Source organism: Nonomuraea indica, from assembly GCF_002850745.1.
In the GTDB taxonomy this organism is placed as follows: domain Bacteria; phylum Actinomycetota; class Actinomycetes; order Streptosporangiales; family Streptosporangiaceae; genus Nonomuraea; species Nonomuraea indica.
This window is the reverse complement of the sequence record NZ_KZ559471.1, coordinates 181480-205596: the sequence shown is the minus strand read 5'-3', so window position 1 is coordinate 205596 and position 24117 is coordinate 181480. Positions and strand designations below refer to the sequence as shown.

The 24117-nt window shown below is 73.7% G+C and carries 17 protein-coding genes; 14 read left to right on the top strand and 3 right to left on the bottom strand.

All coding sequences use genetic code 11. The annotated features are described in order from the left end of the window. Nucleotides 1-29 precede the first annotated feature (29 nt). From CXR44_RS17700 to CXR44_RS17665, 8 genes are all read left to right on the top strand, one after another. A complete protein-coding gene (locus CXR44_RS17700; RefSeq protein ID WP_101787167.1) occupies nt 30-1646 on the top strand; it encodes an ABC transporter substrate-binding protein in 1617 nt (538 codons plus the stop codon). Nucleotides 1647-1654: 8 nt separating this feature from the next. After that, the gene (locus tag CXR44_RS17695; protein WP_101787166.1) at nt 1655-2605 is read left to right on the top strand and encodes an ABC transporter permease; all 951 of its coding nucleotides are present in this window, start codon (nt 1655-1657) and stop codon (nt 2603-2605) included. Beyond that, on the top strand, nt 2602-3462 hold the full coding sequence (locus tag CXR44_RS17690; RefSeq protein ID WP_101787165.1) for an ABC transporter permease: 861 nt from the start codon (nt 2602-2604) through the stop codon (nt 3460-3462). Before CXR44_RS17695 ends, CXR44_RS17690 begins: the two co-directional genes overlap by 4 nt. Then, nucleotides 3462-4430 carry an ABC transporter ATP-binding protein gene (locus CXR44_RS17685; RefSeq protein ID WP_101787164.1) on the top strand — a complete coding sequence of 323 codons (969 nt, stop codon included), beginning with the start codon at nt 3462-3464 and terminating at the stop codon, nt 4428-4430. The genes CXR44_RS17690 and CXR44_RS17685 overlap by 1 nt, the downstream gene beginning before the upstream one ends. Beyond that, nucleotides 4423-5307: an ABC transporter ATP-binding protein gene (locus CXR44_RS17680; RefSeq protein ID WP_101787163.1), complete on the top strand. Its 885-nt coding sequence runs from the start codon at nt 4423-4425 to the stop codon at nt 5305-5307. The genes CXR44_RS17685 and CXR44_RS17680 overlap by 8 nt, the downstream gene beginning before the upstream one ends. Next, a complete protein-coding gene (locus tag CXR44_RS17675; protein WP_101787162.1) occupies nt 5304-6722 on the top strand; it encodes an amidase in 1419 nt (472 codons plus the stop codon). The genes CXR44_RS17680 and CXR44_RS17675 overlap by 4 nt, the downstream gene beginning before the upstream one ends. A gap of 38 nt (nt 6723-6760) precedes the next feature. After that, nucleotides 6761-8392, top strand: coding sequence for an amidohydrolase (locus CXR44_RS17670; RefSeq protein ID WP_101787161.1), 1632 nt, complete (start codon nt 6761-6763; stop codon nt 8390-8392). A gap of 211 nt (nt 8393-8603) precedes the next feature. Next, complete coding sequence (locus CXR44_RS17665; protein ID WP_101787160.1) at nt 8604-12461, top strand: nSTAND1 domain-containing NTPase; 3858 nt, start codon at nt 8604-8606, stop codon at nt 12459-12461. 133 nt (nt 12462-12594) lie between these two features. Here the strand turns inward: CXR44_RS17665 and CXR44_RS17660 are convergent, their stop codons facing one another. Beyond that, nucleotides 12595-13950 carry a lactonase family protein gene (locus CXR44_RS17660; protein WP_101787159.1) on the bottom strand — a complete coding sequence of 452 codons (1356 nt, stop codon included), beginning with the start codon at nt 13948-13950 and terminating at the stop codon, nt 12595-12597. Nucleotides 13951-14366: 416 nt separating this feature from the next. Between CXR44_RS17660 and CXR44_RS17655 the strand changes: the two genes are divergently transcribed. Beyond that, the gene (locus tag CXR44_RS17655; protein ID WP_101787158.1) at nt 14367-14768 is read left to right on the top strand and encodes a spore-associated protein A; all 402 of its coding nucleotides are present in this window, start codon (nt 14367-14369) and stop codon (nt 14766-14768) included. 175 nt (nt 14769-14943) lie between these two features. Here CXR44_RS17655 and CXR44_RS17650 read toward each other — a convergent pair whose 3' ends face one another. Continuing rightward, on the bottom strand, nt 14944-15828 hold the full coding sequence (locus tag CXR44_RS17650; protein ID WP_101787157.1) for a TrmH family RNA methyltransferase: 885 nt from the start codon (nt 15826-15828) through the stop codon (nt 14944-14946). 71 nt (nt 15829-15899) lie between these two features. Further along, a complete protein-coding gene (locus CXR44_RS17645; protein WP_101787156.1) occupies nt 15900-16871 on the bottom strand; it encodes a DUF4184 family protein in 972 nt (323 codons plus the stop codon). Nucleotides 16872-17038: 167 nt separating this feature from the next. Here CXR44_RS17645 and CXR44_RS41695 point away from each other — a divergent pair, with 167 nt between their 5' ends. From CXR44_RS41695 to CXR44_RS17620, 5 genes are all read left to right on the top strand, one after another. Continuing rightward, entirely contained in the window at nt 17039-17644 is a 606-nt protein-coding gene (locus CXR44_RS41695) for a cation diffusion facilitator family transporter (RefSeq protein WP_101787356.1), read from the top strand. Between the two features lie 133 nt (nt 17645-17777). Further along, nucleotides 17778-19556 carry a substrate-binding domain-containing protein gene (locus CXR44_RS17635; protein WP_245899234.1) on the top strand — a complete coding sequence of 593 codons (1779 nt, stop codon included), beginning with the start codon at nt 17778-17780 and terminating at the stop codon, nt 19554-19556. Between the two features lie 337 nt (nt 19557-19893). Next, entirely contained in the window at nt 19894-21504 is a 1611-nt protein-coding gene (locus CXR44_RS17630; RefSeq protein WP_101787155.1) for a sigma factor, read from the top strand. Between the two features lie 477 nt (nt 21505-21981). Next, nucleotides 21982-23100 carry a GNAT family N-acetyltransferase gene (locus CXR44_RS17625; RefSeq protein ID WP_101787154.1) on the top strand — a complete coding sequence of 373 codons (1119 nt, stop codon included), beginning with the start codon at nt 21982-21984 and terminating at the stop codon, nt 23098-23100. 177 nt (nt 23101-23277) lie between these two features. After that, nucleotides 23278-24111, top strand: coding sequence for a glycosyltransferase family 2 protein (locus CXR44_RS17620; protein WP_101787153.1), 834 nt, complete (start codon nt 23278-23280; stop codon nt 24109-24111). Nucleotides 24112-24117: the final 6 nt, after the last annotated feature.

Here is a 24117-nt window from a genome sequence, read left to right as displayed (position 1 = left end):
GGCACCCCACCCCAGAAAGAGGTGGTCCGATGCGCACCTCCCGCTTCGCCGCCGCGACCGCGTCGCTCGCACTCGCGGCCGCCGCCTGCGGCGGCCCCCACCCCGCCGGCCCCGACGGCTCCGTCCCCTTCGAGATCACCGGCGACATGCCCCCGGCCAAGGGCCCGGTCGACGCGGTGACCTGGTCGCTCTACGCCGAACCGCAGTCCCTCGACTACGCCTACGCCTTCGACTACCCGCCCAACACCGTGCTCGCCAACGTGTGCGAGCAGCTCATGCGGATCACCCCCGACATGCGGCTGGAGCCGGGCCTCGCCGTCGCCGTGGCCAGCCCCGACCCCAGGCGCTGGGTGTACACGATCCGCTCGGGCGTGCGGTTCCACGACGGGTCCACGCTCACCGCCGACGACGTGGTCGCCAGCCTGCGCCGCCACATGGACCCCGAGGTCGGCTCCTACTGGGTGTCGGTCTTCCAGAACGTCACGTCGATCGAGAAGACCGGGCCGCTGGAGGTCACCGTCCGCCTGAAGAAGCCCGACCAGCTCTTCAACGAGCAGATGGGCACCTCCGCCGGCACCGTCGCCTCCGCCGCGTCCCTCGCCGAGCGGGGCTACGGCACCCCGGACGCCGGCGTGGACTGCACCGGCCCGTACGCGTTCGACGGCTGGCAGAAGGGCCAGTCGATCACCCTCAGGAAGTTCGACGGCTACTGGGACCGGGCGCTCGCCCCCAAGGCGGGCACGATCCGGCACGTCTTCATCCAGGACCCCGCCGCCCGCGTCAACGCGCTCCTCGCCGGCGAGGTCGACGGCGGCTACCTGCTGCCGTCGAGCGGCTTCGCCAGGCTGCGCGCCGCCACGACCGGCAGGCTCTACTTCGGCCCCAACACCACGGCCGTGAACCTCATCCCCACCGATCTCAAGGGCACGCTGGGCGATCTCCGGGTCCGCAGGGCGCTGTCCATGGCACTGGACCGCCCCGGCATCATCAAGGCCGCCGCGGCCGGCGTCGGCACACCGTCGAAGGCGCCCGCCGCCATCGGCGCCTGGGGCATCGCCCCCGAGGCGGCCAAGGGCTACTACGACCGGCTCCCACCGCTCGGCCAGGACCTCGCCGCCGCCCGGAAACTCGTCCAGGAGGCCGGCGCCGCCGGTAGGAAGATCGTGATGGCGACCAGCACGCTCTCCCCCGAGATCGGCGTCATCGCCAACGCGGTGCAGTCGGCGGGGCAGGCCATCGGCCTGCGGGTCGAGCTGAAGGCCGTCGCCCCCGACGCCTATTCGGCGTTGTTCGCCGACGCCAAGGCCCGCGAGGGCCTCGACCTGGTGATGACGACCTGGTACGACTCCACCCCCGACCCGCTGGAGTTCTACGGCGTCCTGCAGACCGGCAACTTCGCCAACTACGGCGGTTACACCAACCCCGCCTACGACGCCCTGGTCGACGAGGCCAACGCCCAGGCCGACCCGGCCGCCCGCGCCGCCACGGTCGCCAGGCTCCAGGAGATCGCCGTCCGCGAACTCGTCTGGATCCCGCTGTACGAGGTGCCGCACAGCGTGTTCGTCAACAACAGGATCACGGGCGCGCCGACCGGCATCGCCCAGCTCGTCTACCCCTGGGCCGCCGCCCTGGGCTCGGCCGGCTGAGCCCGCTCATGGCAGGTTTCCTCCTCCGCAGGGCGGGCGGCATCCTCGCGACGCTGCTCGTCACCTCGCTCGCGGTCTTCGGCTCGGTCCACCTCGCCCCCGGCGACCCGGCGACCTTCCTCCTCGGAGGTCGCTCCGCGTCGCCGGAGGCCGTCGCGGCGATCGAGGCGCAGTACCACCTCGACGACCCCCTCCCCGTCCAGTACGTCAAGTGGGCCGGCGGCGTGCTCACCGGCGACCTCGGCCGGTCCGTGCAGTTCAGGCAGGACGTCGCCGACCTGATCCTGGCCCGGCTGCCGACGACGCTCTGGCTCGTCGGCTACGCCGCCCTGCTCATCGTGCTCGTCGGGCTGACGCTCGGTGCGCTGGCCGCGCTGCGGCCGGGCGCCGTCGACCGGCTCGTCCTCGTCGGGACCGGCGTCGCCACGGCCACCCCGGCGTTCGTGGCCGCGATCGGGCTGGTCTCGCTGTTCTCCGTCCGGCTCGGCTGGTTCCCCGCCTTCGGCAACGGCAGCGGCCTCGGCGGCCGGATCAGCCACCTGACGCTCCCCGCGGTGGCGCTCGCGCTGACCTTCACCGGCCTGCTGGCCCGGGTCACCCGCGCCTCCATGCTGGAGGAGCTGGGCCGCGACCACGTCGAGGTGGCCCGCTCCCGGGGGATCCCGGGCAGTGCGGTGGTCCGCAGGCACGTGCTGCGCAACGCGCTCGGGCCGATCACGACCGTGACCGGGACCGTGGTGGCCGGCCTGCTGGTCGCCACCTCGATCGTGGAGACCGCCTTCGGGCTGTCGGGGATCGGTCAGCTGCTCGTCGGCTCCGTCACGGTCAAGGACTTCCCGGTCGTGCAGGCCGTCAGCCTGCTGGTGGTGCTGGCCTTCGCCTGCGTCAACCTCCTCGTCGACCTGGCCCACCCGCTCATCGACCCCCGTCTGTCCCACGCGAAGGGAGCCGCCTCGTGACCGTCCTGCCGCTCCGTCGGCACCGGCCCTCGACGCCGGCCCGCCTGCTGGGAGGTGACAGGCTCGTCACGGCCGCGCTCGCCGTGCTGGCCGTGCCGGCCGTCGCGGCGGTGTGCGCGCCGCTGATCGCCCCGTACGCCCCCGACGCCGTCGATCTGTCCGCGACCCTGAGCGGCGCCGGCGCCGAACACCTGCTGGGAGCCGACCAGTCGGGCCGCGACGTGCTGTCCCGGCTGATCCACGGCGCCCGGACCGGGCTGCTCGGGCCGCTGCTGGTCGTGGTCGTCTCGACGGTGGCCGGCACGCTGCTCGGGGTGGCCGCCGCCTGGCTCGGCGGGGCCTTCGACGCGCTGCTGTCGCGTGCCATGGACCTCGTCTTCTCCTTCCCCGCGCTGCTGCTCGCCATCCTGCTCGTGGCCGTCTCGGGCCCCGGCCTGACGGCGCCGGTGCTCGCCATGAGCGTGGCGTACGCCCCCTATGTGGGCCGGCTGGCGAGAAGCGCGGCCCTGCAGGAGAAGACCCGCCCCTACATCCAGGCCTACCGGGTGCAGGGCTGGTCCGGCTGGGCGATCTGCCTGTGGCACCTGGTGCCGAACATCGCCCCGCTCGTCCTCGCCCAGTCGGTGACCAACTTCGGCTACGCGCTGATGGACCTGGCGGCCCTGTCGTTCCTCGGCTTCGGCGTGCAGCCGCCCACCGCCGACTGGGGCGCGATGGTCAACGAGGGCGCCGCCGCCCTGCTGCAGGGCGCGATGCTCCCCGCCCTCGCCCCCGGCGCCGCCATCGTGATCACGGTGGTCGCCTTCGGCATCGTCGGCGAGGCCCTCGCCGACCGCGTCGCCCGGCGGGAGCGGTGATGGCCGCTCCGCTGCTGGACATCGAGGACCTGCACGTGCGACTCGCCGCGGGCAGGGCTGCCCGCCCGGTCGTCGACGGGGTGTCCCTGCACGTCGCCTCGGGCGAGACGGTCGGGCTGGTCGGCGAGTCCGGGTCCGGCAAGTCCGTCACCTGCCGGGCGGTGCTGGGCCTGCTGCCGCGGGGCGCCGCGGCCACCGGAGCCGTCCGGGTGGACGGCTCCGACGTCCTGGCGATGTCCGCCGCCCGGCTCCGCGAGCTGCGCCGCCACCACGTCGCCATGGTCTTCCAGGACCCTCGGGCCGCCGTCAACCCCATCCGCCGGATCGGCGACTTCGTCACCGAGGGGATGCGCGCCGCCGGCGTGCCCCGCGAGGCCGCGCTCGGGCGGGCCGAGGACCTGCTGGAGTCGGTCGGCATCCGCGACCCCCGTACGGCGCTGCGCCGGTACCCGCACGAGTTCTCCGGCGGCATGCTCCAGCGCGTGGTGATCGCCGCCGCGCTGGCCGGAGAGCCGCGGCTGCTGCTGGCCGACGAGCCCACCACCGCGCTGGACGTCACCACCCAGGCCGAGGTCGTCTCGATCCTCGCCCGGCTGCGGGCCGAGCGCGCCATGGGGATGCTCTTCGTCACCCATGACCTGGAGCTGGCGGCGGCGATCTGCGACCGCGTGTACGTGATGTACGCGGGCCGGATCGTGGAGGCGCAGTCCGCCGACGGGCTCTTCGCCCGGCCCCGCCACCCCTACACGGCGGGACTGCTGGGGGCGACCCCGCGGCTCGGCTCGGAGCTGCCGCCGCGCGCCGTCCCCGGACGGCCCGTCTCGCTCGCCGAGGCTCCGGCCGGATGCGCCTTCGCCGCCCGCTGCGCCCACGCCCTGCCCCGCTGCGCCGACGAGCAACCCGTCCAGCGGGAGGTCGGCGGGGCCCGCGTGTCCTGCCTGCGCGCCGAGGAGACCGCCGATGACTGAACACGTGTTGCAGGTCGAAGGCCTGCGCAAGGCGTTCGGCGGCCACGTGGCCGTCGACGACGTCTCGTTCTCGTTGCGGCCCGGCGGCTCGCTGGCCATCGTGGGCGAGTCGGGGTCGGGGAAGACGACGACGGCGCGGATGCTCGCCGGGCTGGAACGGCCGGACGCGGGCCGGATCCGGGTGGCCGGCCGCGACCGTTCCGACGCCGCCCGCGGCAGGGCGGGCAGGCTGGCCCGCGCCCGCGAGATCCAGATGGTCTTCCAGGACCCCTACCTCTCGCTCGACCCGCGCGTCACCGTCGCCAGGTGCGTCGAGGAGCCCCTGCGCCTCCACCTCGGGGCGGGCGCGCGGGAGGGACGGGCCCGCCGCGACGAGCTGCTGGCCCGGGTGGGCCTCGGCGAGCGTGAGGCGGCGGCGCTCCCCCGGCAGTTGTCCGGCGGCCAGCGCCAGCGGGTCGCGCTCGCCCGCGCGCTGGCGACCGCGCCGAAGGTGCTGGTCCTGGACGAGGCGACCACCGCCCTCGACGTGTCCGTCCAGGCCCAGATCCTCGAACTGCTGGCGGAGATCCGCCGGGACACCGGCGTCGGATACCTGTTCGTCACGCACGACCTGGCGCTGGTCCGGCACGTCGCCGACGACGTCCTGGTGCTGTACGAGGGTCGCGTGGTCGAGTCGGGCCCGACCGTCGAGGTGCTGTCGGCCCCCCGGCACCCCTACACCCGCCTGCTGCTGCACTCGGTGCCCCGGCGCGGCTGGGATCCCGCTCGGATCGCCGCGGACCGGCGCGCTCTCGCCACCGCCCTGCGGGAGGGCCCGGCCTCCTCCGGCGCCCCTCACCCGAACACGAACCCCCCGACCAGGAGTGTGTCCCCGTGACCGACCTCCCCTACCTCTCCGCGACGGAGGCCCTGCGGCTGTTCCGGTCCCGCGCGCTGTCCCCGGTCGATCTGATGACCGCCGTCGTCGAGCGCGCCGAGGCCGTCGAGCCGCGGGTCAACGCGCTGAGCGAGCGCACCTTCGAGGAGGCCGTGCGCCAGGCCCGGCAAGCCGAGCGCGCCTACCTGCCCGGCGGCTCGCCGCGCCCCCTGGAGGGGCTTCCCGTGGCGGCGAAGGACGAGCACCCGATCGCCGGCCGGCTCGCCACCGACGGCTCGCTCGCCTGCCTCGACGAGGTGGCCGAGGCGACCCACCCGGTCGTCGAGCGGATCCTGTCCGCCGGCGGGATCGTGCACGCCCGCACGACCACCCCCGAGTTCTGCTGCGCGGCGTTCACCCACTCCCGGCTGTGGGGAGTCACCCGCAACCCGTGGAACCTGGACTACTCGCCCGGCGGTTCCTCCGGAGGCTCCGGCGCGGCGCTCGCCTCCGGGACGGCCACGCTCGCCACCGGCTCCGACATCGGCGGCTCCATCCGGCTGCCGGCGGCCTGCACCGGCACGGTCGGTTACAAGCCGCCCTACGGCCGGGTGCCCGCCATGCCGCCGTTCAACCTGGACCACTACTGCCATGACGGGCCGATGGCCCGCACGGTCGCCGACTGCGCCCTGCTGCAGAACGTCCTCGTCGGGCCGCACCCGCACGACGTGGTCTCGCTGCGGCCCGCCGTACGCATCCCGGACCGGCTGGGCGGGGTGGCCGGGACGCGCGTCGCCTACGCCCCCAACCTGGGCGACTGGGAGATCGAGCCGGACGTCGCGGCCAACACCGCGGCCGTGGCCGAGGCGCTGCGGCAGGCCGGGGCGATCGTCGAGCAGGTCGAGGTGGGCCTGCGCCGTGCCGACGTCATGCGGGCCGCGTTCATCCACTTCGGCTCGATCTTCGGCCCTTCCGTCGCCCGGGTCGCGGCCGAGCACGGCGACAGCCTCACCCGTTACGCGCTGGCCTTCGCGGAGGAGACCCGCACCGCCGCGGAGCGGCACGGCGGCTTCCTGGCCGGGCTGGAGCTGGAGGCGGCGATCTACCGGCCGATCGGTGAGCTGCTCGACCGCTATGACGTGCTCATCTGCCCCACCGCCGGGACGCCGGCGCTGCGCGCGGGCGAGGACTACCTCGACACCCGGCTCACGGTGAACGGCGTCGAGCTCGGCCACTACATGGAGCACTCGCTGACGACGGTCTTCAACGTCGCCAGCCGCTGCCCCGTGCTGAACGTCCCGTCAGGACGGGGATCCGACGGCGTGCCGACCGGCGTGCAGATCGTCGGCCGCGCGTACGACGACGCGACCGTCTTCCGCGCGGGCGCCGCCGTGGAGCGCGTCCGCCCGTGGGCGCACCGCCCCGAATCGCTGTGACCATGTCACGTTCCGAACCCCCGCCGAGGAGAACGCCCATGCCCGCCCCCGCCGACCTCGTCTTCCGCAACGGCCCGGTGCACACGCTCGCCCCCGCCGGCACCGCCGCCACGGCTGTCGCCGTCCGCGACGGCCGGATCGTCGCCGTCGGCCGGGACGCCGACGTGCGGCCGTTGACCGGCACGACCACCGAGGTCGTCGACCTGGCCGGGCGGGCCCTGCTGCCGGGGTTCCAGGACGCCCACGTGCACCCGGTCCTCGCCGGGCTCACCATGATCCGGTGCGACCTGCACGACGCCCGGGACGCCGGCGAAGCGGTGGCGACCGTGCGCGCCTACGCCGAGGCGAACCCCGACGCCCGGTGGATCAGCGGAGGCGGCTGGTCCATGGAGTGGTTCCCGGGCGGGACGCCCAGCCGGCACCTGCTGGACGCGGTCGTCCCGGACCGGCCGGTCCACCTGATCAACCGGGACGGCCACGGGGCCTGGGTCAACACCAGGGCCCTGGAGCTGTGCGGGATCGACGCCGGCACCCCCGACCCGGTGGACGGACGCATCGAGCGGGAACCCGGCGGCGCCCCGCAGGGCACCCTGCACGAGGGCGCGTCGGCCCTGGTCGGCAGGCACGTGCCGGAGCCGACGGCCGGCACGATGCTGGCGGCGCTGCGTGCCGGGCAGGGACGGCTGCACGCGGCCGGCGTGACGGCCTGGCAGGACGCGATGGTCGACCCCGACGTCCAGCGGGCCTACCTGACCGCGGCCGAGTCGGGCCTGCTGACCGGCCGGGTGGTGGGCGCGCTGTGGTGGGACCGGGAACGGGGCGAGGAGCAGATCCCCGAGCTGCTCGCGCGCCGGGGCGGCGCAGGCTGGTTCCGCACGACCAGCGTCAAGATCATGCAGGACGGGGTGGCGGAGAACTTCACCGCCGCGATGACGTCCTCCTACCTCGACGGGTGCGGGTGCCGGACCGGCAACCACGGGATCAGCTTCGTCGATCCGGACAGGCTGCGCGCGTACGTCACCCGCCTGGACGCCGAGGGTTTCCAGGTGCACGTGCACGCCGTGGGCGACCGTGCGGTGCGCGAGGCGCTCGACGCGTTCGAGGCCGCGCGCGCCGCCAACGGCGAGACCGGCCACCGTCACCACATCGCCCACCTGCAGGTCGTGCACCCGCAGGACGTGCCCCGGTTCGCCGCCCTCGGGGTCACCGCCACCATCCAGCCGTTGTGGGCGGCGCACGAGCCGCAGATGGACGAGCTGACGATCCCGTTCCTGGGGCCGGAGCGGGCCGGCTGGCAGTACCCCTTCGGGGACCTGTCCCGCGCCGGCGCCCCGCTCGCGGCCGGCAGCGACTGGCCGGTCAGCAGCCCCGACCCGTTCTTGGGGATCCATGTGGCGGTCAACCGCGCGCTGCCGGGGGACGACCGTGAAGCGTTCCTGCCGCACCAGCGCCTGGACCTGACGGCCGCGCTGACCGCCTACACGGCGGGCACGGCCCGAGTGAACCATCTCGACGCCGAGACCGGCACGATCGAGCCGGGCAAGCTCGCCGACCTGGTGGTCACCGACCGCGACCCCTACGCGATCCCGGCCGCCGAGCTCGCCGGCACCTCGGTGGTGGCCACCTACGTCGGGGGCCGGCGGGTCCACGCCGCGACGGAGCCGTCCTAGCGGCAGGCGCCGTCCGGGCGCGGCCGTCCAGTCCTTCACGGTCCGCGAGGAGGCCTGGACGGCATGGACCCGGGACCGGCCGCCGCTCCTCATCGGCCCCTGCGCCGGAGACGAGAGGCTCCCTCCCGGTCACCTTCCGGCCACACGGCGGCGGGCGAGGTCTCACCGACCGTAACGTGGTGGCTGCTTTGCACGCAGGGCCGGAGGGGAGATGACGGGCGTGGTCGAGGACGAGCCGGACCTGCCGGACCCCGGGCGGATCCGTACCCGGCAGGACTTCGCGCGCGAACTGACGCTGCTGCGCGAACGGTCGGGGATGACCGTCCGGCAGGTGGCCGTCAAGATCGGCGTCAGCGGCGCGCACAGCACGATCGGCGACTGGTTCGCCGGGCGCGGGCTGCCGTCCACGGCCCTGCGCGACCTGCTGGTACGGCTGCTCGACGCGTGCGGCGCGGACGATCCCGACACGGTCGAGCAGTGGTTACGCGCCTGGCTGCGGGTTCGGCGGGCACCTGGTCGCCGTCCGGCGGGGGCCGAGCCGTACAAGGGGCTGGCGAGCTTCGGGCCCGAGGACGCCGCCTGGTTCTTCGGGCGCGAGACCCTGACGAACCTGCTGCTCGACCGGGTCGACGCGCTGCGGGCCGCGGGCGGCGGGGTGCAGGTGGTCGTGGGGGCGTCCGGGGCGGGCAAGTCGTCGCTGCTGCGGGCCGGTCTGATTCCCGCCCTCTCGGCCGGACGGGTGCCGGGGGTGGCGCTGTGGCCGGACCCGCTGCTCACGCCGGGCGCCCATCCGATGAGCGAGCTGGCCGCCCGGCTGACACCCGCCCGGCCGAACGGCGCCGACGCGGCGAGTCCGGCCGAGGTGATGCGTCCCGGGCCGGGCGATCCGGCGCCCGTGCTGGTCGTCGACCAGTTCGAGGAGGTCTTCAGCGCGTGCGCCGACGAAGGCGAGCGGCAGGCGTTCGTCGGCGCCCTGTGCTCGGCCGCCGACGCGGGCGCGCTGATCGTGGTGGGCCTGCGAGCCGACTTCTACGGCCGCGTGCTCCGCCACCCGCGCCTGGTCGAGGCGGTGCAGGCCGGCCAGGTCGCGGTCGGCCCGATGAGCGAGGCCGAGCTGCGCGCGGCGATCGTCGAGCCCGCCCGCAAGGCGAAGCTGGAGCTGGAGGAGGGCCTGGTCGAGCTGCTGCTGCGCGACGTGGCGCCGCCCGGCGGGCAGGAGGGCACGGCGCACGAGGCAGGGGTGCTGCCGCTGCTGTCACACGCCCTGTACGCCACCTGGTCCCGCGCCCAGGGCAGACGCCTGACGATCGGCGACTACCGGGAGGCCGGCGGGATCGAGGGCGCCGTGGCGGCCAGCGCGAGCAAGGTGTACGACGAGCTCGGCCCGCGCGAGCGGGAGCAGGCCCGCCGGCTGTTCCTCAGCCTGGTCCACGTGGCCTCCGACACCGCCGACACGCGCCGCCGGATGGTCACCGCCGAACTGCTCGCCGAGGGCAGGGACGAGGGCCGCGAGGACGTGCTCGACCGGTTCGTCGCGCAGCGGCTGATCACGGCCGACGTGGACACCGTGGAGATCAGCCACGAGGCGCTGCTGACCGCCTGGCCACGGCTGCGCTCCTGGCTGGACGCCGACCGGGAGGGTCTGGTCGTGGGACGGCGGCTGGCCGAGGCGGCCGCCACCTGGCACCGCGAGCACCGCGACCCGGCCGCGCTGTACCGGGGCGCCCGCCTGGCCGCCGCGCGGGCATGGGTGGCCGGCACGACCACCGGCGCCCAGCTGAGCCCGCTGACCCGCGAGTTTCTCGACGCGTCCGTCGCGCGCGAGCTGGAGGAGCAGCGGGCCGCGCGCCGCGGCACCCGGCGGCTGCGCCGGCTGGTCGCCGGCCTGATCGTGCTGTTCGTCGTCACGGCCGCGGCGGGCGTCGTCGCCGTCAGGAGCCAGCGCGAGACCCAGGAGCAACGCGACATGGCCCTCGCCGGCAACGCCGCCAAGGAGGCGGCCGCCCTGCGCGCGGTCAACCCCGCGCTGGCCGCGCAGCTCAACCTGGCCGCCTACCGTCTCTCCCCCACGGCGGAAGCTCGCGGCGGCCTGCTCAGCGCCTTCGCCTCCCCCTACGCGACCCTGCTGACCGGGCAGGCCCTCGCCGTGTACGCCGCCGAGTTCAGCCCGGACGCGCGGCTTCTGGTCACCGCCGCGCTCGACGGCGTCGTCCGGCTGTACGACGTCGCCGACCGGCACCGGCCCACAGCCGTCGCGACGCTGACCGGGCACACGGACGGCGTCACGGCGGCGGTGTTCGCCCCCGGCGGGCGCATGCTGGCCACCGCGAGCACCGACCGCACCGTGCGGCTGTGGGACCTGGCCGACGCGCGCCGCCCGCGCGCCGCCGCCGTCCTCACCGGTCACGCCTCGGACGTCAGGCGCGTCTCCTTCAGCCCCGACGGGCGCACGCTGGCCAGCGCGAGCTACGACGCGACCGTACGGCTGTGGGACGTGACCGACCCCTCCCGCCCCGCCGTCCTGTCCGTCCTGACCGGCCGCCGCGACGCCGCGGGGCTGGCCGTGTTCTCGCCCGACGGCCGCACCCTCCTCACCCACGGCCCCGGGCACTCCCTTCGCCTCTGGGACGTGACCGACCGGCGCCGCCCCCACGTGCTGGCGCGCCTCGCCGGGCACACCGACCGGGTGTTGTCGGCGGCGTTCGATCCGAGCGGGCACCTGCTGGCCACCGGCGGCTTCGACGCCGCCGTGCGGCTCTGGGACGTCTCCGACCCTCGCCATCCGGGCCGGCCGGTGACCCTGGCCGGGCATCGCAACGGCGTCGTCTCCCTGGCCTTCAGCGCCGACGCCCGCGTGCTGGCCAGCGGCAGCTACGACACCACGGTACGGCTGTGGGACGTCTCCGACCCGGGCGCCCCGGCATCCCCGGTCGCCCTCGAAGGGCACGCCGGCACCGTCTACACCGTGTCGTTCAGCCCGGACGGCCGCACGCTCGTCAGCGGCGCGCAGGACAACACGGTCCGCCTGTGGGGCCTGCCGGGCCGCGTGATCGGCGGCCACGACGGCGGCGTGCACGCGGTGGCGCTCGCACCCGGGGGACGCCTCCTCGGCGTCGGCGGGCATCCCACGGCGGGGCTGTGGAACGTGGCCGACCTCGCCCGCCCGGTCCGGCTGGCCACGCTGCGCGGCCACACCGACATCGTGAGCCGGCTGGCGTTCAGGCCGGACGGCCGCGTGCTGGCCACCGCGAGCCTCGACTCCACCACCCGGCTGTGGGACGTGTCCGTCCCCGCCCGTCCCGTCCCGCTGGCCACGCTGCGGGGCCACACCTCCAACGTCTTCTCGGCGATGTTCAGCCCCGACGGCCGCACGCTCGCCACCGCGGGAGACGACTCCACCGCCCGCCTGTGGGACGTGACCGACCCTCGCCGCCCCCGCCAGGTCGCCTCGATCACGGGTCACGCCGCGCCGGTCGTCTCGGCGGTCTTCGGCCCTTCGGGGCGCGTCCTCGCCACGGCCAGCGCCGACCACACCACCCGGCTGTGGGACGTGACCGACCCGAGCCGGCCCACGCCGCTGTCCGTCCTCACCGGCCACACCAGCAGCGTCTTCAGGGCGCAGTTCAGCCCCGACGGCCGCACCCTGGCCACCGCGGGCGCCGACCACACCGCCCGCCTGTGGGACGTGACGGCGCCGGACCGCCCCGTCCCGCTCGCGGTGCTCACCGGGCACACCAGCAACATCAACGGCCTGGCCTTCACGCCCGACGGCCGCACCCTGGCCACGGCGGGAGCCGACCGCGTCCTGCGGATCTGGGACGTGACCGACCCGCGCGCCCCCGGCCCGCCCGTCACCCTGAGCGGGCACACCGACGTGCTCAACGCCGTGGCCGCGGCCCCCGACGGGCGCACGCTCGTCACGGGCGCCGACGACTCCACCGTCCGGCTCTGGGACCTCGATCCCGGCCGCGTCGCCGCCCAGGTGTGCGCGCTCGCCCACCCGCGCATCACGTCCGCCCAATGGGCCCGCTACCTGCCCGGACCGGCGTTCCAGCCGCCCTGCCGGTAGCGTCCCCGGGCCTTCGGCCTGCCGTAGCCCCACGCCCCGGCGGGTGGGACCCGACCACGGACGCTCGGCCGGGTCCCCGGCCGAGCGTCCGGCGATCCTTGTCGCCCCGCCCCTGGGCGGGGCCGCGCCGTGCCTACGAGGTCTGGCGCGTGAACTGGGTCAAGGCCCCGCGCCAGTGCACCCCCAGGCTGTAGAGCACCCGCGAGCCAGGCGCGAGGAGCGGGCCGGCGTGGTTCATCACGCCCGTCGGCCCGATCTCCCTGCACATGTCGGGCAGGCCCTCTCCCGCGCACCCCGCGTAGGTGAGGTCGCCGTTGGCGGAACGGCGCAGGTGGGTGGCCGCGCCCCACGCGAACGACGGGCCCTGGGTGCTGCCGTAGACGCTCCCGCCGTCGGCGGAGACGACCACGTCCACGTACGCCCCCCGGGGCCCGTCGGGCCGGCACCCCGCCGCCACGCCGATGCACCCCGCGTAGGCGAGGTCCCCGGTGCCCGTGACGCGACGCAGGTGACTGACGCCGCCCGGACCGGAGACGTACAGGCTGTCGCCGGCCGCGGTGACGGCGCCCCTGGAGATGCCGGTCAGGCCGCTGGTGGCGGGCACGTTGCAGCCGCTCGTGCCCGTCTGGGAGACGCAGCCCGCCTCCGCCAGCGAACCGGTGGCCAGGTCCCGGCGGAGATGCGTCACCGAGCCGGGGCTCCTGGCCACGATGTAGAGGCTGCGGCCGTCGGCGCTCAGCACGGCGTCGCCCGAGGAGGTCATGACGCCGGTACGGCCGATGGCGGTGCAGCCGGGCATCGCCTCGCCGATGCAGCCGCGGAAGGTCAGGCGGCCGGTGGGGTCGTCACGGCGCAGGTGGTAGACCGCGCCCTTGCCGGCTCCGGCCGCGTACAGGTACAGGTCGCGGCCGTCGGCGGTCGCGGCCAGCGCGTGGTCGGCGGTGGACCAGGGGGTGAGCCCGGGCAGGACGTCGACGTCGCCGCAGTTGAAGTCCCAGGCGCAGAAGTCGGTGTCGAGGTCGCCGTCGGTCCTCGTCCTGAACCCGACCACGGCCGCGGGGGTGGAGGCGTACACGTGGGTGCCGACGGCCACCACGGAGCTGGCTCCGCGCAGGCGGTCGGGGAACGTCACGCCGCCCACCCTCGTCGGCCGGCAGCCCGTGACGCCGCCCATGCAGCCGGTGAGGGTCAGCGTGTCGTCCGCGGCCCGGCGGAAGGAGGAGATCGCCGGCATGGCCGTGCCGCTCCCTCCGTCGCCGCCGGCCACGACGTACACGGTGTCGCCGTTGGGACGCATCGTCGCCGCCGACGCCCAGTCGAGCGGATTGACCGGGCCGATGTGCACGGTTCCGGGCACGTTGGAGGAGATCGTCCGGACGAAGCCGATGTCGCCCACCGCCGCCTGCGCGCCGGTGGGTAGCGCCAGAACCAGTGCCAGTGCCGCGGCGAAGCCCGCGGCCCAACGTGATGTACGGCCGACTGCCAGCACGTGGTGCTCCTTTCGTCAGATCGACGATCAGCGAGGCACCGGCCGGGACGGAACGCATCCCGAGTTATCCGGACAAGACCGTACAGCGAACCGCGGGCAGACCGCCGGCATCGCGACAAGGACCGCCGGCGCCGCAGTGTGCGAACCGGATGCCCCCTGGGGAGTACCTTCCGCGACAACGTTCGGCGCGCCCGGCGAAGAGGACGGACAGGCACGCTCATGCACGAACCCGCCCTGTTCAATAAGCAAGAATACAAACGCCCCATTAAGGGGCGTTTTGCGAGCATCACCGACGCGTCGTCAGGGCACGTCGGGGCTGTCGGTGACAAAAACCCTTTACCTTGATCAACTAGTGGATTTCGGATACCTTGCTCGGCGCAAGGCGCGTTATAAACAGTCCGAAACAAGGAATGAACATGAAGCTCTCCAAGCTGGCCATGGTAGGTACGCTCGCCACCGCGACGGTGGCCGGTTCGCTGATCACGGCCATGCCCGCGTCCGCCGCCTCGTACGGTGGCCAGTGCGGCTCCGGCTACTCCGTGGTCAACAGCGCGCCGGTCGGCAGCAGCGCCACCATGTTCCTCACGTACAACAACGGCTACAACTGCCTGGTGGTGATCCGGAACACCAAGGGCAGCGCCATGCCCATGGGGGCCTACCTCAAGAAGTCCTCGGTCGAGACCTGGACCAAGCAGGACACCGGCAACTACACGCACTACGCGGGCCCGATCTACCTGCTCGCGATCGACACGTGCGTGGACTGGGCGGGCAAGGTCGGCACCGCATACAACGCCGAGTACCGCACGAACTGCGGCTGACCCGCACGCCCCCGGCTGATCTCCGCGACCGGGACCGGCGCCACGACCCCATGGACGCCGTTGCCCGGGAGGACGCGGCCCATGGCCACGAGCTCGGCCGGCCGCCACTCGGCCGGACATGCCGTCCGGGGGCACCACCAAGGTCACCGTGCTCGTGATGGTGCCGCTGCGCGAGCTACGACCGGGCGCCGCTCCGCATCAGGCCGTGGCAGGCGATCGCGGCGGCGGCCACCACGTTGAGCGAGTCCACCCCGGCCTGCATCGCGCGGGAGCTCATCGGGATGCACACCGCCTCGTCCGCCTCGGCCAGCCACCGCGACGACAGCCCGTCACCCTCCGACCCCAGCAGCAGCGCCACCCGGTCCGTCATCTTCACCTCGTCCAGCGAGGTGACCGACTGGTCGGGCGTCAGGGCCAGCGTCCGGAAACCGGCCTCACGGATCCTGTCGAGGCCCGTGAACCAGTTGTCCATCCGCGCGTACGGGATCGAGAACACCGCCCCCATCGACACCTTCACCGCACGGCGGTACAGCGGGTCGGCGCACCGCGGGGACAGGATGATCCCATCCACCCCCAGCGCGGCGGCACACCTGAAGATGGCGCCGACGTTGCCGTGATCGACGAGGTCCTCCAGGACCAGGATGCGCCGGGCGGGCTGTGCGACGGGCTCCGCGTCCGCGGGGCCGGCCGGCCCCTCCGGGACGACGTCGCGCCGGGGGCCGGGCGCCAGGACGGCCTCGACCGGCGGCAGCGGGAGGCGGGCCATCGAGGCGAGGGCGCCGCGGTGCACCGGGAAGCCCGCGATGCCCGACATGGTCTCGTCGCTCACCACGTACACCAGCGCGTCGCCGAGCGCGTCGGCGAGGGGCTCCAGCCAGCGGCGGGTGGTCAGGACCGAGCGGACGGGATGGCCGGCGGCGATGGCGCGCCTGATCACCTTCTCGCCCTCCGCCAGGAACAGGCCCCGCTCGGCCTCCAGGCTCTTGCGCAGCTCCACGTCACGCAGCCGGGTGTAGTCGGCCAGGCGTGGGTCGGCGGCGTCGGTCACGTACTCGAGCACGTTCCGATCCTGCCACGCCCCGGGGCACGCCCCGCCCTCGCCGCCCTGAGCAAGGTCGCGGAGGGGCGGGGTCAGGCGCTCTCCTCAGGCGCGCCCTCCAGGCGAGGCCGCCCGGCGTGCTCGGACCGCCCGGCGTGCTCGGACGGAGCGACGTACTCCGGCCGCCCGGCGTGCTCGGACCGCACCGCGCGCTCGGATGGGGCGGCGTACTCCGGCGGCCGCGTGGCGTGCTCGGACCGCACGGCGTGCTCCGGCCGCGCGGGTCCGGGCCGCCCGGCGGCGAGCCGCCAGGCGTGCCAGCCCAGGGTGTAGCAGCCGAGCACCACGCACAGGCCGACCACCGTGCCGGCGCCCACCTTGGTGACCACGCTCGGCAGGCCGAGGGTCGGGGAGGGCGGGTCGAAGCGCGGCCACAGGTAGGCTCCGGCGACCGTGCCCGCCACGGCGGCGACGAGGACCCCCGCCCGGACGAACGGGGAGATCCGCAGCCGGCCGGGCAGCGGCGCGGGCGGCAGGGCCGACAGACGGCTCCACACCCACGCCAGCACGACGGCCAGCCCGACGAGCGACGAGCTGTACTGCAGCAGCCGGAACAGCCTGACGCCGAAGAACTGGTGGCTCAGCCAGTCGCCCCACTCCGCGGGCCCGGTCGAGTGGGTGAACGAGTCCCACAGCACGTGGCTCCCCGCCCCGATCACCGCCCCGGCCACGATCGGCAGCAGCCGGACGTACTGCCAGGACGGAGCGAGCGCCGCGACCCGGCCGCCCGCCGAAGGGGGCAGCAGCGAGATGAGCGGGTCTCTGAACACCTGGTGGAACACCCCCAGCAGCACCACGACCGCCGCCAGATCGAGGGTGACCACGCCGCGCCAGGAGTGCCAGTCGGTGTAGTCGGGCAGCAGGAAGTCGAGGAACGGCAGGAAGATCGGCAGATCGGGCGCCATCGCGCCGATCGCCAGCGCCCACGGGTCCACGAGCCTGCGCATCCGGGCCGACGACACGAGCGGGAGCACCGCCGCGACATGACTGGGCGTGAACGGCACAGCTCCTGCCCTCCCCCACCGACGATCATTGAAGATTATCGGCGGACCTTTGCCCCTCACCACTAAAGTCACGATACGTAATCGGTAGGCTACCTAACGCCGCCATCGGCCGTGCGTCGGGGATTCGGGAGGTCAAGGTGCCTGATCAGCGGGTTCGTGTGCATCCGGTGGCGTCAGCCGACTGGTTGCGTGCCGCCCGCGCGGCGCGCGCCCTGTCGGTGGTCACGCTGGTGTGGCTGGGGGTCGAGAGCTCGCTGGGCCTGATCGCCGGCATGGCGGCGCACTCGGTCGCGCTGCTGGGCTGGGGGCTGTCGGCGCTGGTGGAGGCGGCGGCGAGCCTCATCGTGGTGTGGCGGTTCACCGGGTCGCGGACACTGTCGGCCGGCGCGGAGGTGCGGGCGCGGCGCGCGGTCGCCGTGAGCTTCTGGGTGCTGGCGCCCTACCTGGTGCTCCATGTCGCCTACGACCTGGGCGCCGGTCACCGGGCCGAGGCGAGCGCGCTCGGCATCGCGGTCACCGCCGTGAGCCTGGTGAGCATGCCCGCACTGGGCCTGGCCAAGCGGCGGCTGGGCGCGCGGCTCGCGTCGCCCTCGACCTCGGGGGAGGGCACACAGAACCTCATCTGCGCGGTGATGGCGGGCGGCGTGCTGGCCGGGCTGTGGCTCAACACCCTGGGCTGGTGGTGGGTGGATCCCGCGATGGCGGTGACCTTGGCGCTGGTCGCGGCGCGGGAGGGTATGCGTGCCTGGCGCGGTCACGCTTGCTGCCATTGATCCTCACGGCGCGTGATATCCGCACCAAAAGGGCTGTTTTGCTGCAGCAAGCGCATTGAGTATCGTTCCGGAGGTATTGCGGAGCTTCTCCCGCTAGGGTCTCCGGAAGGTTACGACTACCTAAGAGGACATCGTGGGTCGACACCGCACAGACGAGTTCGACGGCGGCCACCACGCCCAGGAGCCCTCACCCTCCCCTCGCAGGCGCGCCCCGCGCGGCGGCCGGGGCAGGGTGCTGGTCCCGCTCGCCGGCGCCGTCGCGCTCGCCGTGCTGCTCGGCGTCGCCGCGTTCGTCATCTTCAACCGCGAGCACGACTGCTCGGGCGGCAAGCTGCCGTTGCGCGTGGTCGCGACCCCGGACATCCAGCCCGCGCTGAACAAGATCGCCGGCACCTACAACAAGGCCCTGCACTCCATCGACAGCCGCTGCGTCGAGGTCACGGTGGCCAAGGAGTCGGCGGCCCGCACGGCGAACGCGCTGGTCGCCGGGAAGGCGAACACCGACCTGTGGGTGGCCGACTCCAGCCTCGCGGTGTCCCGTCTCCGCGACGACCCCGCCACGGCGGTGCCCGAGCCGTCCGGTTCCGTCGCCGTCTCCCCCGTCGTGCTGATCACCGCGAAGTCCTCGGCCGACAAGCTCACCAGCAGCCTCAAGCCGAGCTGGGCGGGCCTGATCGCCGCCGCCAACGTGGCCGACCCCGACGGTCCCGGCAAGAAGGTCCGCGTGCTGGCCCTGGACCCGCAGAAGAACTCCGCCGGCATGGCCGCGCTGCTCGCCGCCGCCGGCTCGGCGAAGAAGGCGGGCCAGGACAAGGCCCTGGTGGGCGCGCTCAAGGAGCTGTCGGGCCAGCTCGCCACCGACCCGAACGCGCTGCTGGCCAGCCTCACCGTGAAGTCCGGCAGCAAGGTGCCGGTGGGAGCGGCCACGGAGCAGAGCGTCCAGGTGCACAACGCCAAGAAGCCGGACGCCCAGGTGGTGCCGCTCTACCCGGCCGAGGGCACGCTCAGCCTCGACTACCCCCTCGTGGTCGTCACCAAGGACGCGGCCGTGCAGAAGGCGGCGGCCGACTTCAAGCGGGAGCTGGCCACCGCGTCGGCCGTCAGGGTGCTGCAGAACCACGGCTTCCGCGCCCCGGACGGCAAAGCGGGCGAGAACCTGACCAAGGGCAAGGGCTTCAACCCGGCGCCGCCGAAGGCGCTTCCCGCGCCCGACCCCAAGACCGTGGCGAGCATGGCGCAGACCTGGTCGCGGCTGAACCTCGGCAGCCGCATGCTCACCCTGCTCGACGTCTCGGGCACCATGGCGCTGCCCGTGCCGGGCACGAACATGACCCGGATGCAGGCCATCTCCAAGATCGCGACCGAGGGCCTCGGCCTGTTCGCCGCCGACTCCGAGATCGGCGTCTGGGCGTTCTCCACGCACCTCGACGGTCAGGGCAAGGACTGGCGCGAGCTGGTCTCCGTCGGCCCGCTGACCGAGACCCTCGACGGCACCCTGCGCAAGGACATGCTGATCAAGGAACTGGCGACCGTCCAGGCCAAGGCCACGGGTGACACGGGCCTGAACGACACGCTCAAGGCCGCCTACACCGAGATGACCAAGTCGTACCAGCAGGACAAGATCAACACACTGCTGATCCTCACGGACGGCGCCGGCAACGACGACCCCCAGGGCGGCCTCGGCGACGCCCAGACGCTGGAGTTCCTGAAGAAGACCTACAACCCGAAACGACCGGTCAACATCCTGGTGATCGCGTTCGGGCCGGACGCGCCCAAGGGCAAGGAGCAGATGGACGCCCTCGCCAAGGCGACCGGCGGTGAGGCGTACATCGCCAAGGACGTGCTCCAGGTGCGCGACTTCTTCCTCCAGGGCATGGAGCGCCGCCTCTGCGCGCCCAAGTGCGACGGCTGACGTCCCCGCCCCCCGGCCCGGCCGCCCGTGACCTTTCCTGTACGGCCGGCCGTGGTCTGCCACCCGCCGTACGGGGCTGAGGGCCTCCAGGGGAACGGCCGCTGACCCGCACGTGGCCCGCCGCCGTCACGACGCGCCCCGCCGGCCCCGGCCTCCCTCGCGCAAGGGACGGAGCCGCCCACGAGGGAGGCCGGAGCAGGAACGCGCTGTCACATCGGCCACCTTTGCCCCGCTTGTCCCAAGTCATGCCTGTTGGGCATGGTTCAGCCAACCCCGGGGAGCGGGGCGGCGTCCTAGGCGCGTGGGGGTCCGTGAGCGAGTTGCGGGGAGGGACGTCGTGCCCGGATGGCCGACCGCCGATCGCACCGGCGACCAGTGCCTGGTGGACGCGCTGCGGCGCGGCGACGCCGACGGCCCGGCCGCGCTGTACGACGCGTACGGCGAGCGGCTGCACGACTACGCCTTCTCGCTGATCGGCACGGGTGACGGGGCGGCCGACGCGGTCCATGACGCGCTGGTCACCGCGCACGGGCGGGTGGCCCGGCTCAGGGACACCGCCCGGCTGCGCGCCTGGCTCTACGCCCTGACCCGGGCACAGGCCGTCGCCCGCCTGGCCCACCGCCGCGCCTCCGGCGGGCCGGGCCGGACCGTGCCCGCGGCGGTCGTCCCGGGAGCCGGCGGTGACGAGGCCGCGGATGCGGAGCTGGTCTCGCTGGTGGGCGAGGCGCTGGGCGAGCTGGGACGGGTCGGGCGCGAGGTGCTGCACCTGTCGCTGCGACACGGCCTGAGCCCGGCCGAGACCGGCGCGGTGCTCGGGCTGACCTCACGGCGGGCGGCGTCCCGGCTGAACCGGGCCCGGGACCACCTGGAGAACGCCGCCGCGGCCGTCGTCCTGGCCCGGGTCGGGCGGGCGCACTGTCCCGACCTGTCGGCGATGCTCGACTCGTGGACGGGACCGCTCACCCCGCTGCTCCGGCGCCGGCTGTCCGGGCACATCGCCGGGTGCGAGGTGTGCGTGGAAAGGCGCCGCCGCCACGTGTCGGCGGCCCGGCTGCTCGGCATGGCGCCGGTGGCGTATCCGCCGCTGTCCCTGCGGCGCCGGGTGGTCGGCACGTGCCTGAGCCGGGAGCCGGACGACGCCCGTACGCTGATCCTCGACCGGAGCGACGGCTTCGACCGGGCGGGCTTCCCGGCGCCGCCCGGGCGGCGCCCGCGCCGGCGCCGCCCGCTCGGGCTCGCCCCCGCGCTGGCGGCCGGCGCGTGCCTGCTCGCCACGACCGGCGCGGTGCTGGTGGCGGCCGGCGACGACCGCCCCGCGGCGTCGCGCGTGGCCCCCTCGCCCGGCGTCACCGCCTCGGTGGAGCAGCCGGGCGGCACTCGCGACCCCGACCCCGCCGCGGAGCCGGCGTCCCCCTCCAGCGGCCCGAGCGCGGAGCCGACGGCCACCCGGCCCACCGCCACCGCATCCGCCACGGCGCCGACCGCCACCGTGCCCACCGGGCCCGGCGTCACGAAGGCGGCCACGAAGCCCGCCACGGGACCCAGCGCGACCCGGCGGGCCGCACCTCGCGCCCGGCTCGGCGTCACCTGCCCGGGTGACGCCGACGGCGCCGCCACGGTGGTGCTGCGCGCCCGGAACGCCACCGTCACCTGGACCGCAGGCGCGTCGGAGGGGCTGGAGGTGTCCCCGGCGAGCGGCTCCATCCGGCCGGGCAGGTCGGCGACCATCGTCGTCACGGTCGCCGACCCGGACACGCCCGGCGACGGCACGGTCTCGCTCTCCTCCAACGGGGGAGGCGCGTCGTGCGCGCTGTCGTGGGAGGGACGGCCGCTGCCGGAGCCTCCCACCGATGATCCCTCGACCGCATCGGCCACCCCGGACCCGCCCGGCGACGGGACGGACCCGCCCGTTCGCGCACCGGAGGACACGCAGGCAGACGACTTGTAAGTCGGCCGCGCACCATGGCCAAGTAGATCAACTTTTGAACTACCCGTGATGCGAAATCCGGCCCGCGGGCCATGCCGGTGGCCCGGATAGGGCATCCTGGTGTGCTTGAGGACCGCGCCGGGGCCCCAGCCTTACCCGTGGGTGTGGCATGCGTCACCCGAAGCAGATTTTCTCATCTGTTGGTAAACCGGAGCGAGTCGTCAAGCGTCGGCATTGACGTGTTCACGAGCCGATTGATCCCATGACATGGGATGCGATCAGTCGTGCCCTGAGACGAACCAGGACATCCGGGAGAACGGTAATGATCAAGCACTACCGAGCGTTCACCGTCACGACGGTGGGTGCAACCGGACTGTTGCATGATCGTGACCTGCCCACCGTTCCATTAGGAGGAGCCCCTGGGAGCCTCGTGGTAAAGGTGCTTTCCGAGGCGCGTCATGGAAGGGACATCCGGACCGGACAGGGGGCCAGGGAAAGGTGAAGATCTCGGTCGTTCGCCCAAGGGATCTCGCGAACTCCGAACGCGCACGATGGCGTGAGCTGCAGAAGGCGGATCGGGCCCTGGACAACCCGTTCCTGTCGGTCGAGTTCGCCGTGGCGATGGACAGCCTGCGCGACTACGTACGGGTGGCGGTCGTCGAGGACGGCGGCAGGATCGTGGGTTTCTTCCCCTACGAGCGCCACGGGTTCGGCGTGGGCAAGCCGCTCGGCGGCTTCCTCACCACCTGCCACGGCCTGATCGCCGAGCAGGGCGTCAAGCTCGACGCCAGGGCGCTGCTGCGCGCGTGCAGGCTCAACGTCTACGACTTCGACCACATGGTCGCCGGGCAGCCCACGTTCGGCCCGTACGAGAGCGACGTGCGCCCGGCCCCGGTGATGGACTTCACCGCCGGCTTCGATGCATGGCTGGAGCAGGTCAGGGCCAACTCCCCCAAGAACCTCAAGACCGTCCGCTACAAGGAGCGCAAGCTCGGCCGGGAGCAGGGTGAGTTGCGCTTCGAGTGGGCCTCGGCCGACCCCGGGGTGCTGCGCACGCTGCTCGCCTGGAAGTCGGACCAGTATCGCCGCACCGGCCGTGTCGACAGGTTCGCGCAACCGTGGATCGTCGAGCTGACCGAGCAGATGCACGCGGAACGGTCCACGGACTTCGCCGGCGTGCTGACGATGCTCTACGCCGGCGACGTCCCGGTGGCGGGCCATTTCGGCCTGCGCACGGCCACCACCCTCGTCGGCTGGTTCCCGGCCTACGACACCGAGTTCGCCCGGTACTCCCCAGGTATCGTCCACCATCTCCAGATGGCCGAGGCGGCCGCCGGGGCCGGTTTGCACATGGTCGACATGGGCAAGGGCGGCAAGGAGTACAAGGACTGGTTGAAGAGCGGCACGCTCTACGTCTCGGAGGGTCGCATCTCGCGGCCGTCCCCGGCGGCGGCCGTGCACTGGATGGGCCGCGTTCCCCTCAACAAGGCCCGGACGATCGTCCTTGATCGGCCGTCTCTCTACAGGGCGGCCGATCGCGTGCTCAAGGGCTTCGGGCGGGTGCGCACCGCCCTGCAGCCTGATCAGACCGCCAAGGAAACCTCGGGAGCGCGCTGAGGCTCACTCCCGGTCCCCCTCGCGCACAGCATCACCGCAGCACAGCACACCCAGCAGAGCACACCCTTCACTCCCACAGGACCGTCAATGCACCGTTCGCCGCTTTCGGCGTTCCCTCAGCACCCAGGGGGCGTCCGGCGGCTCGCAGCGAGTGGTCCCGAAAGGATTGTTCGCATCATGAGTCCCGAGATGATCAGGCACAACGGCAAGGTGCATGTCGCGCCGCTGCGATCCATGCCGCCGCTCGAACGTTTCACCCCCATCACGCCGCACCTCGCGATCTCGCCCACGGTCAGCGTGGTGGTGCCCGCGATGAACGAGGCCGAGAACCTTCCTCACCTGTTCGCGACGCTGCCCCAGTGGATCGACGAGATCGTGCTCGTCGACGGCAACTCGGTGGACGACACCGTCGCCGTGGCCCGCCGCCTGCGCCCCAACATGAAGATCGTCACGCAGACCGGCAAGGGCAAGGGCGACGCGCTGGCGGCGGGGTTCGCCGCCTGCACGGGCGACATCATCGTGATGATCGACGCTGACGGCTCGATGGACGGACGGGAGATCATCTCCTACGTCGGCGCGCTCGTGACCGGCGCCGACTTCGTCAAGGGCTCGCGCTACGCGCCGGGCGGCGGCAGCGACGACCTGACGCTGGGCCGCAGCCTCGGCAACAGGGCGCTCACCCTGCTGGTTAACCTCATGTACGGGACGAAGTACTCCGACCTGTGCTACGGCTACAACGCCTTCTGGGCGCGCCACCTCGACGTGCTCGACCTCGACTGCGACGGCTTCGAGGTGGAGACGCTGATGAACGTGCGCGCCGCCAAGGCCGGCCTGAAGATCCAGGAGGTGCCCAGCCACGAGGGCTGCCGCATCCACGGCGAGAGCAACCTGCGGGCCGTCCGCGACGGGTTCCGCGTGCTCAAGACCATCCTGCGCGAGTGGCGCCGCCAGCCGGTCACCCCGCTCCCCGAGCCCGCCGCGCGGCCAGCCGCCGACCGGGGCGTGGCCTGACCAACG

What these genes read in the sequence shown, in the direction of transcription:
- CXR44_RS17700 (WP_101787167.1), top strand. Translation starts at nt 30, where the DNA reads ATGCGCACCTCCCGCTTCGCCGCCGCGACCGCGTCGCTCGCACTCGCG.
- CXR44_RS17665 (WP_101787160.1), top strand. Translation starts at nt 8,604, where the DNA reads ATGACGGGCGTGGTCGAGGACGAGCCGGACCTGCCGGACCCCGGGCGG.
- CXR44_RS17670 (WP_101787161.1), top strand. Translation starts at nt 6,761, where the DNA reads ATGCCCGCCCCCGCCGACCTCGTCTTCCGCAACGGCCCGGTGCACACG.
- CXR44_RS17620 (WP_101787153.1), top strand. Translation starts at nt 23,278, where the DNA reads ATGAGTCCCGAGATGATCAGGCACAACGGCAAGGTGCATGTCGCGCCG.
- CXR44_RS17680 (WP_101787163.1), top strand. Translation starts at nt 4,423, where the DNA reads ATGACTGAACACGTGTTGCAGGTCGAAGGCCTGCGCAAGGCGTTCGGC.
- CXR44_RS17685 (WP_101787164.1), top strand. Translation starts at nt 3,462, where the DNA reads ATGGCCGCTCCGCTGCTGGACATCGAGGACCTGCACGTGCGACTCGCC.
- CXR44_RS17655 (WP_101787158.1), top strand. Translation starts at nt 14,367, where the DNA reads ATGAAGCTCTCCAAGCTGGCCATGGTAGGTACGCTCGCCACCGCGACG.
- CXR44_RS17695 (WP_101787166.1), top strand. Translation starts at nt 1,655, where the DNA reads ATGGCAGGTTTCCTCCTCCGCAGGGCGGGCGGCATCCTCGCGACGCTG.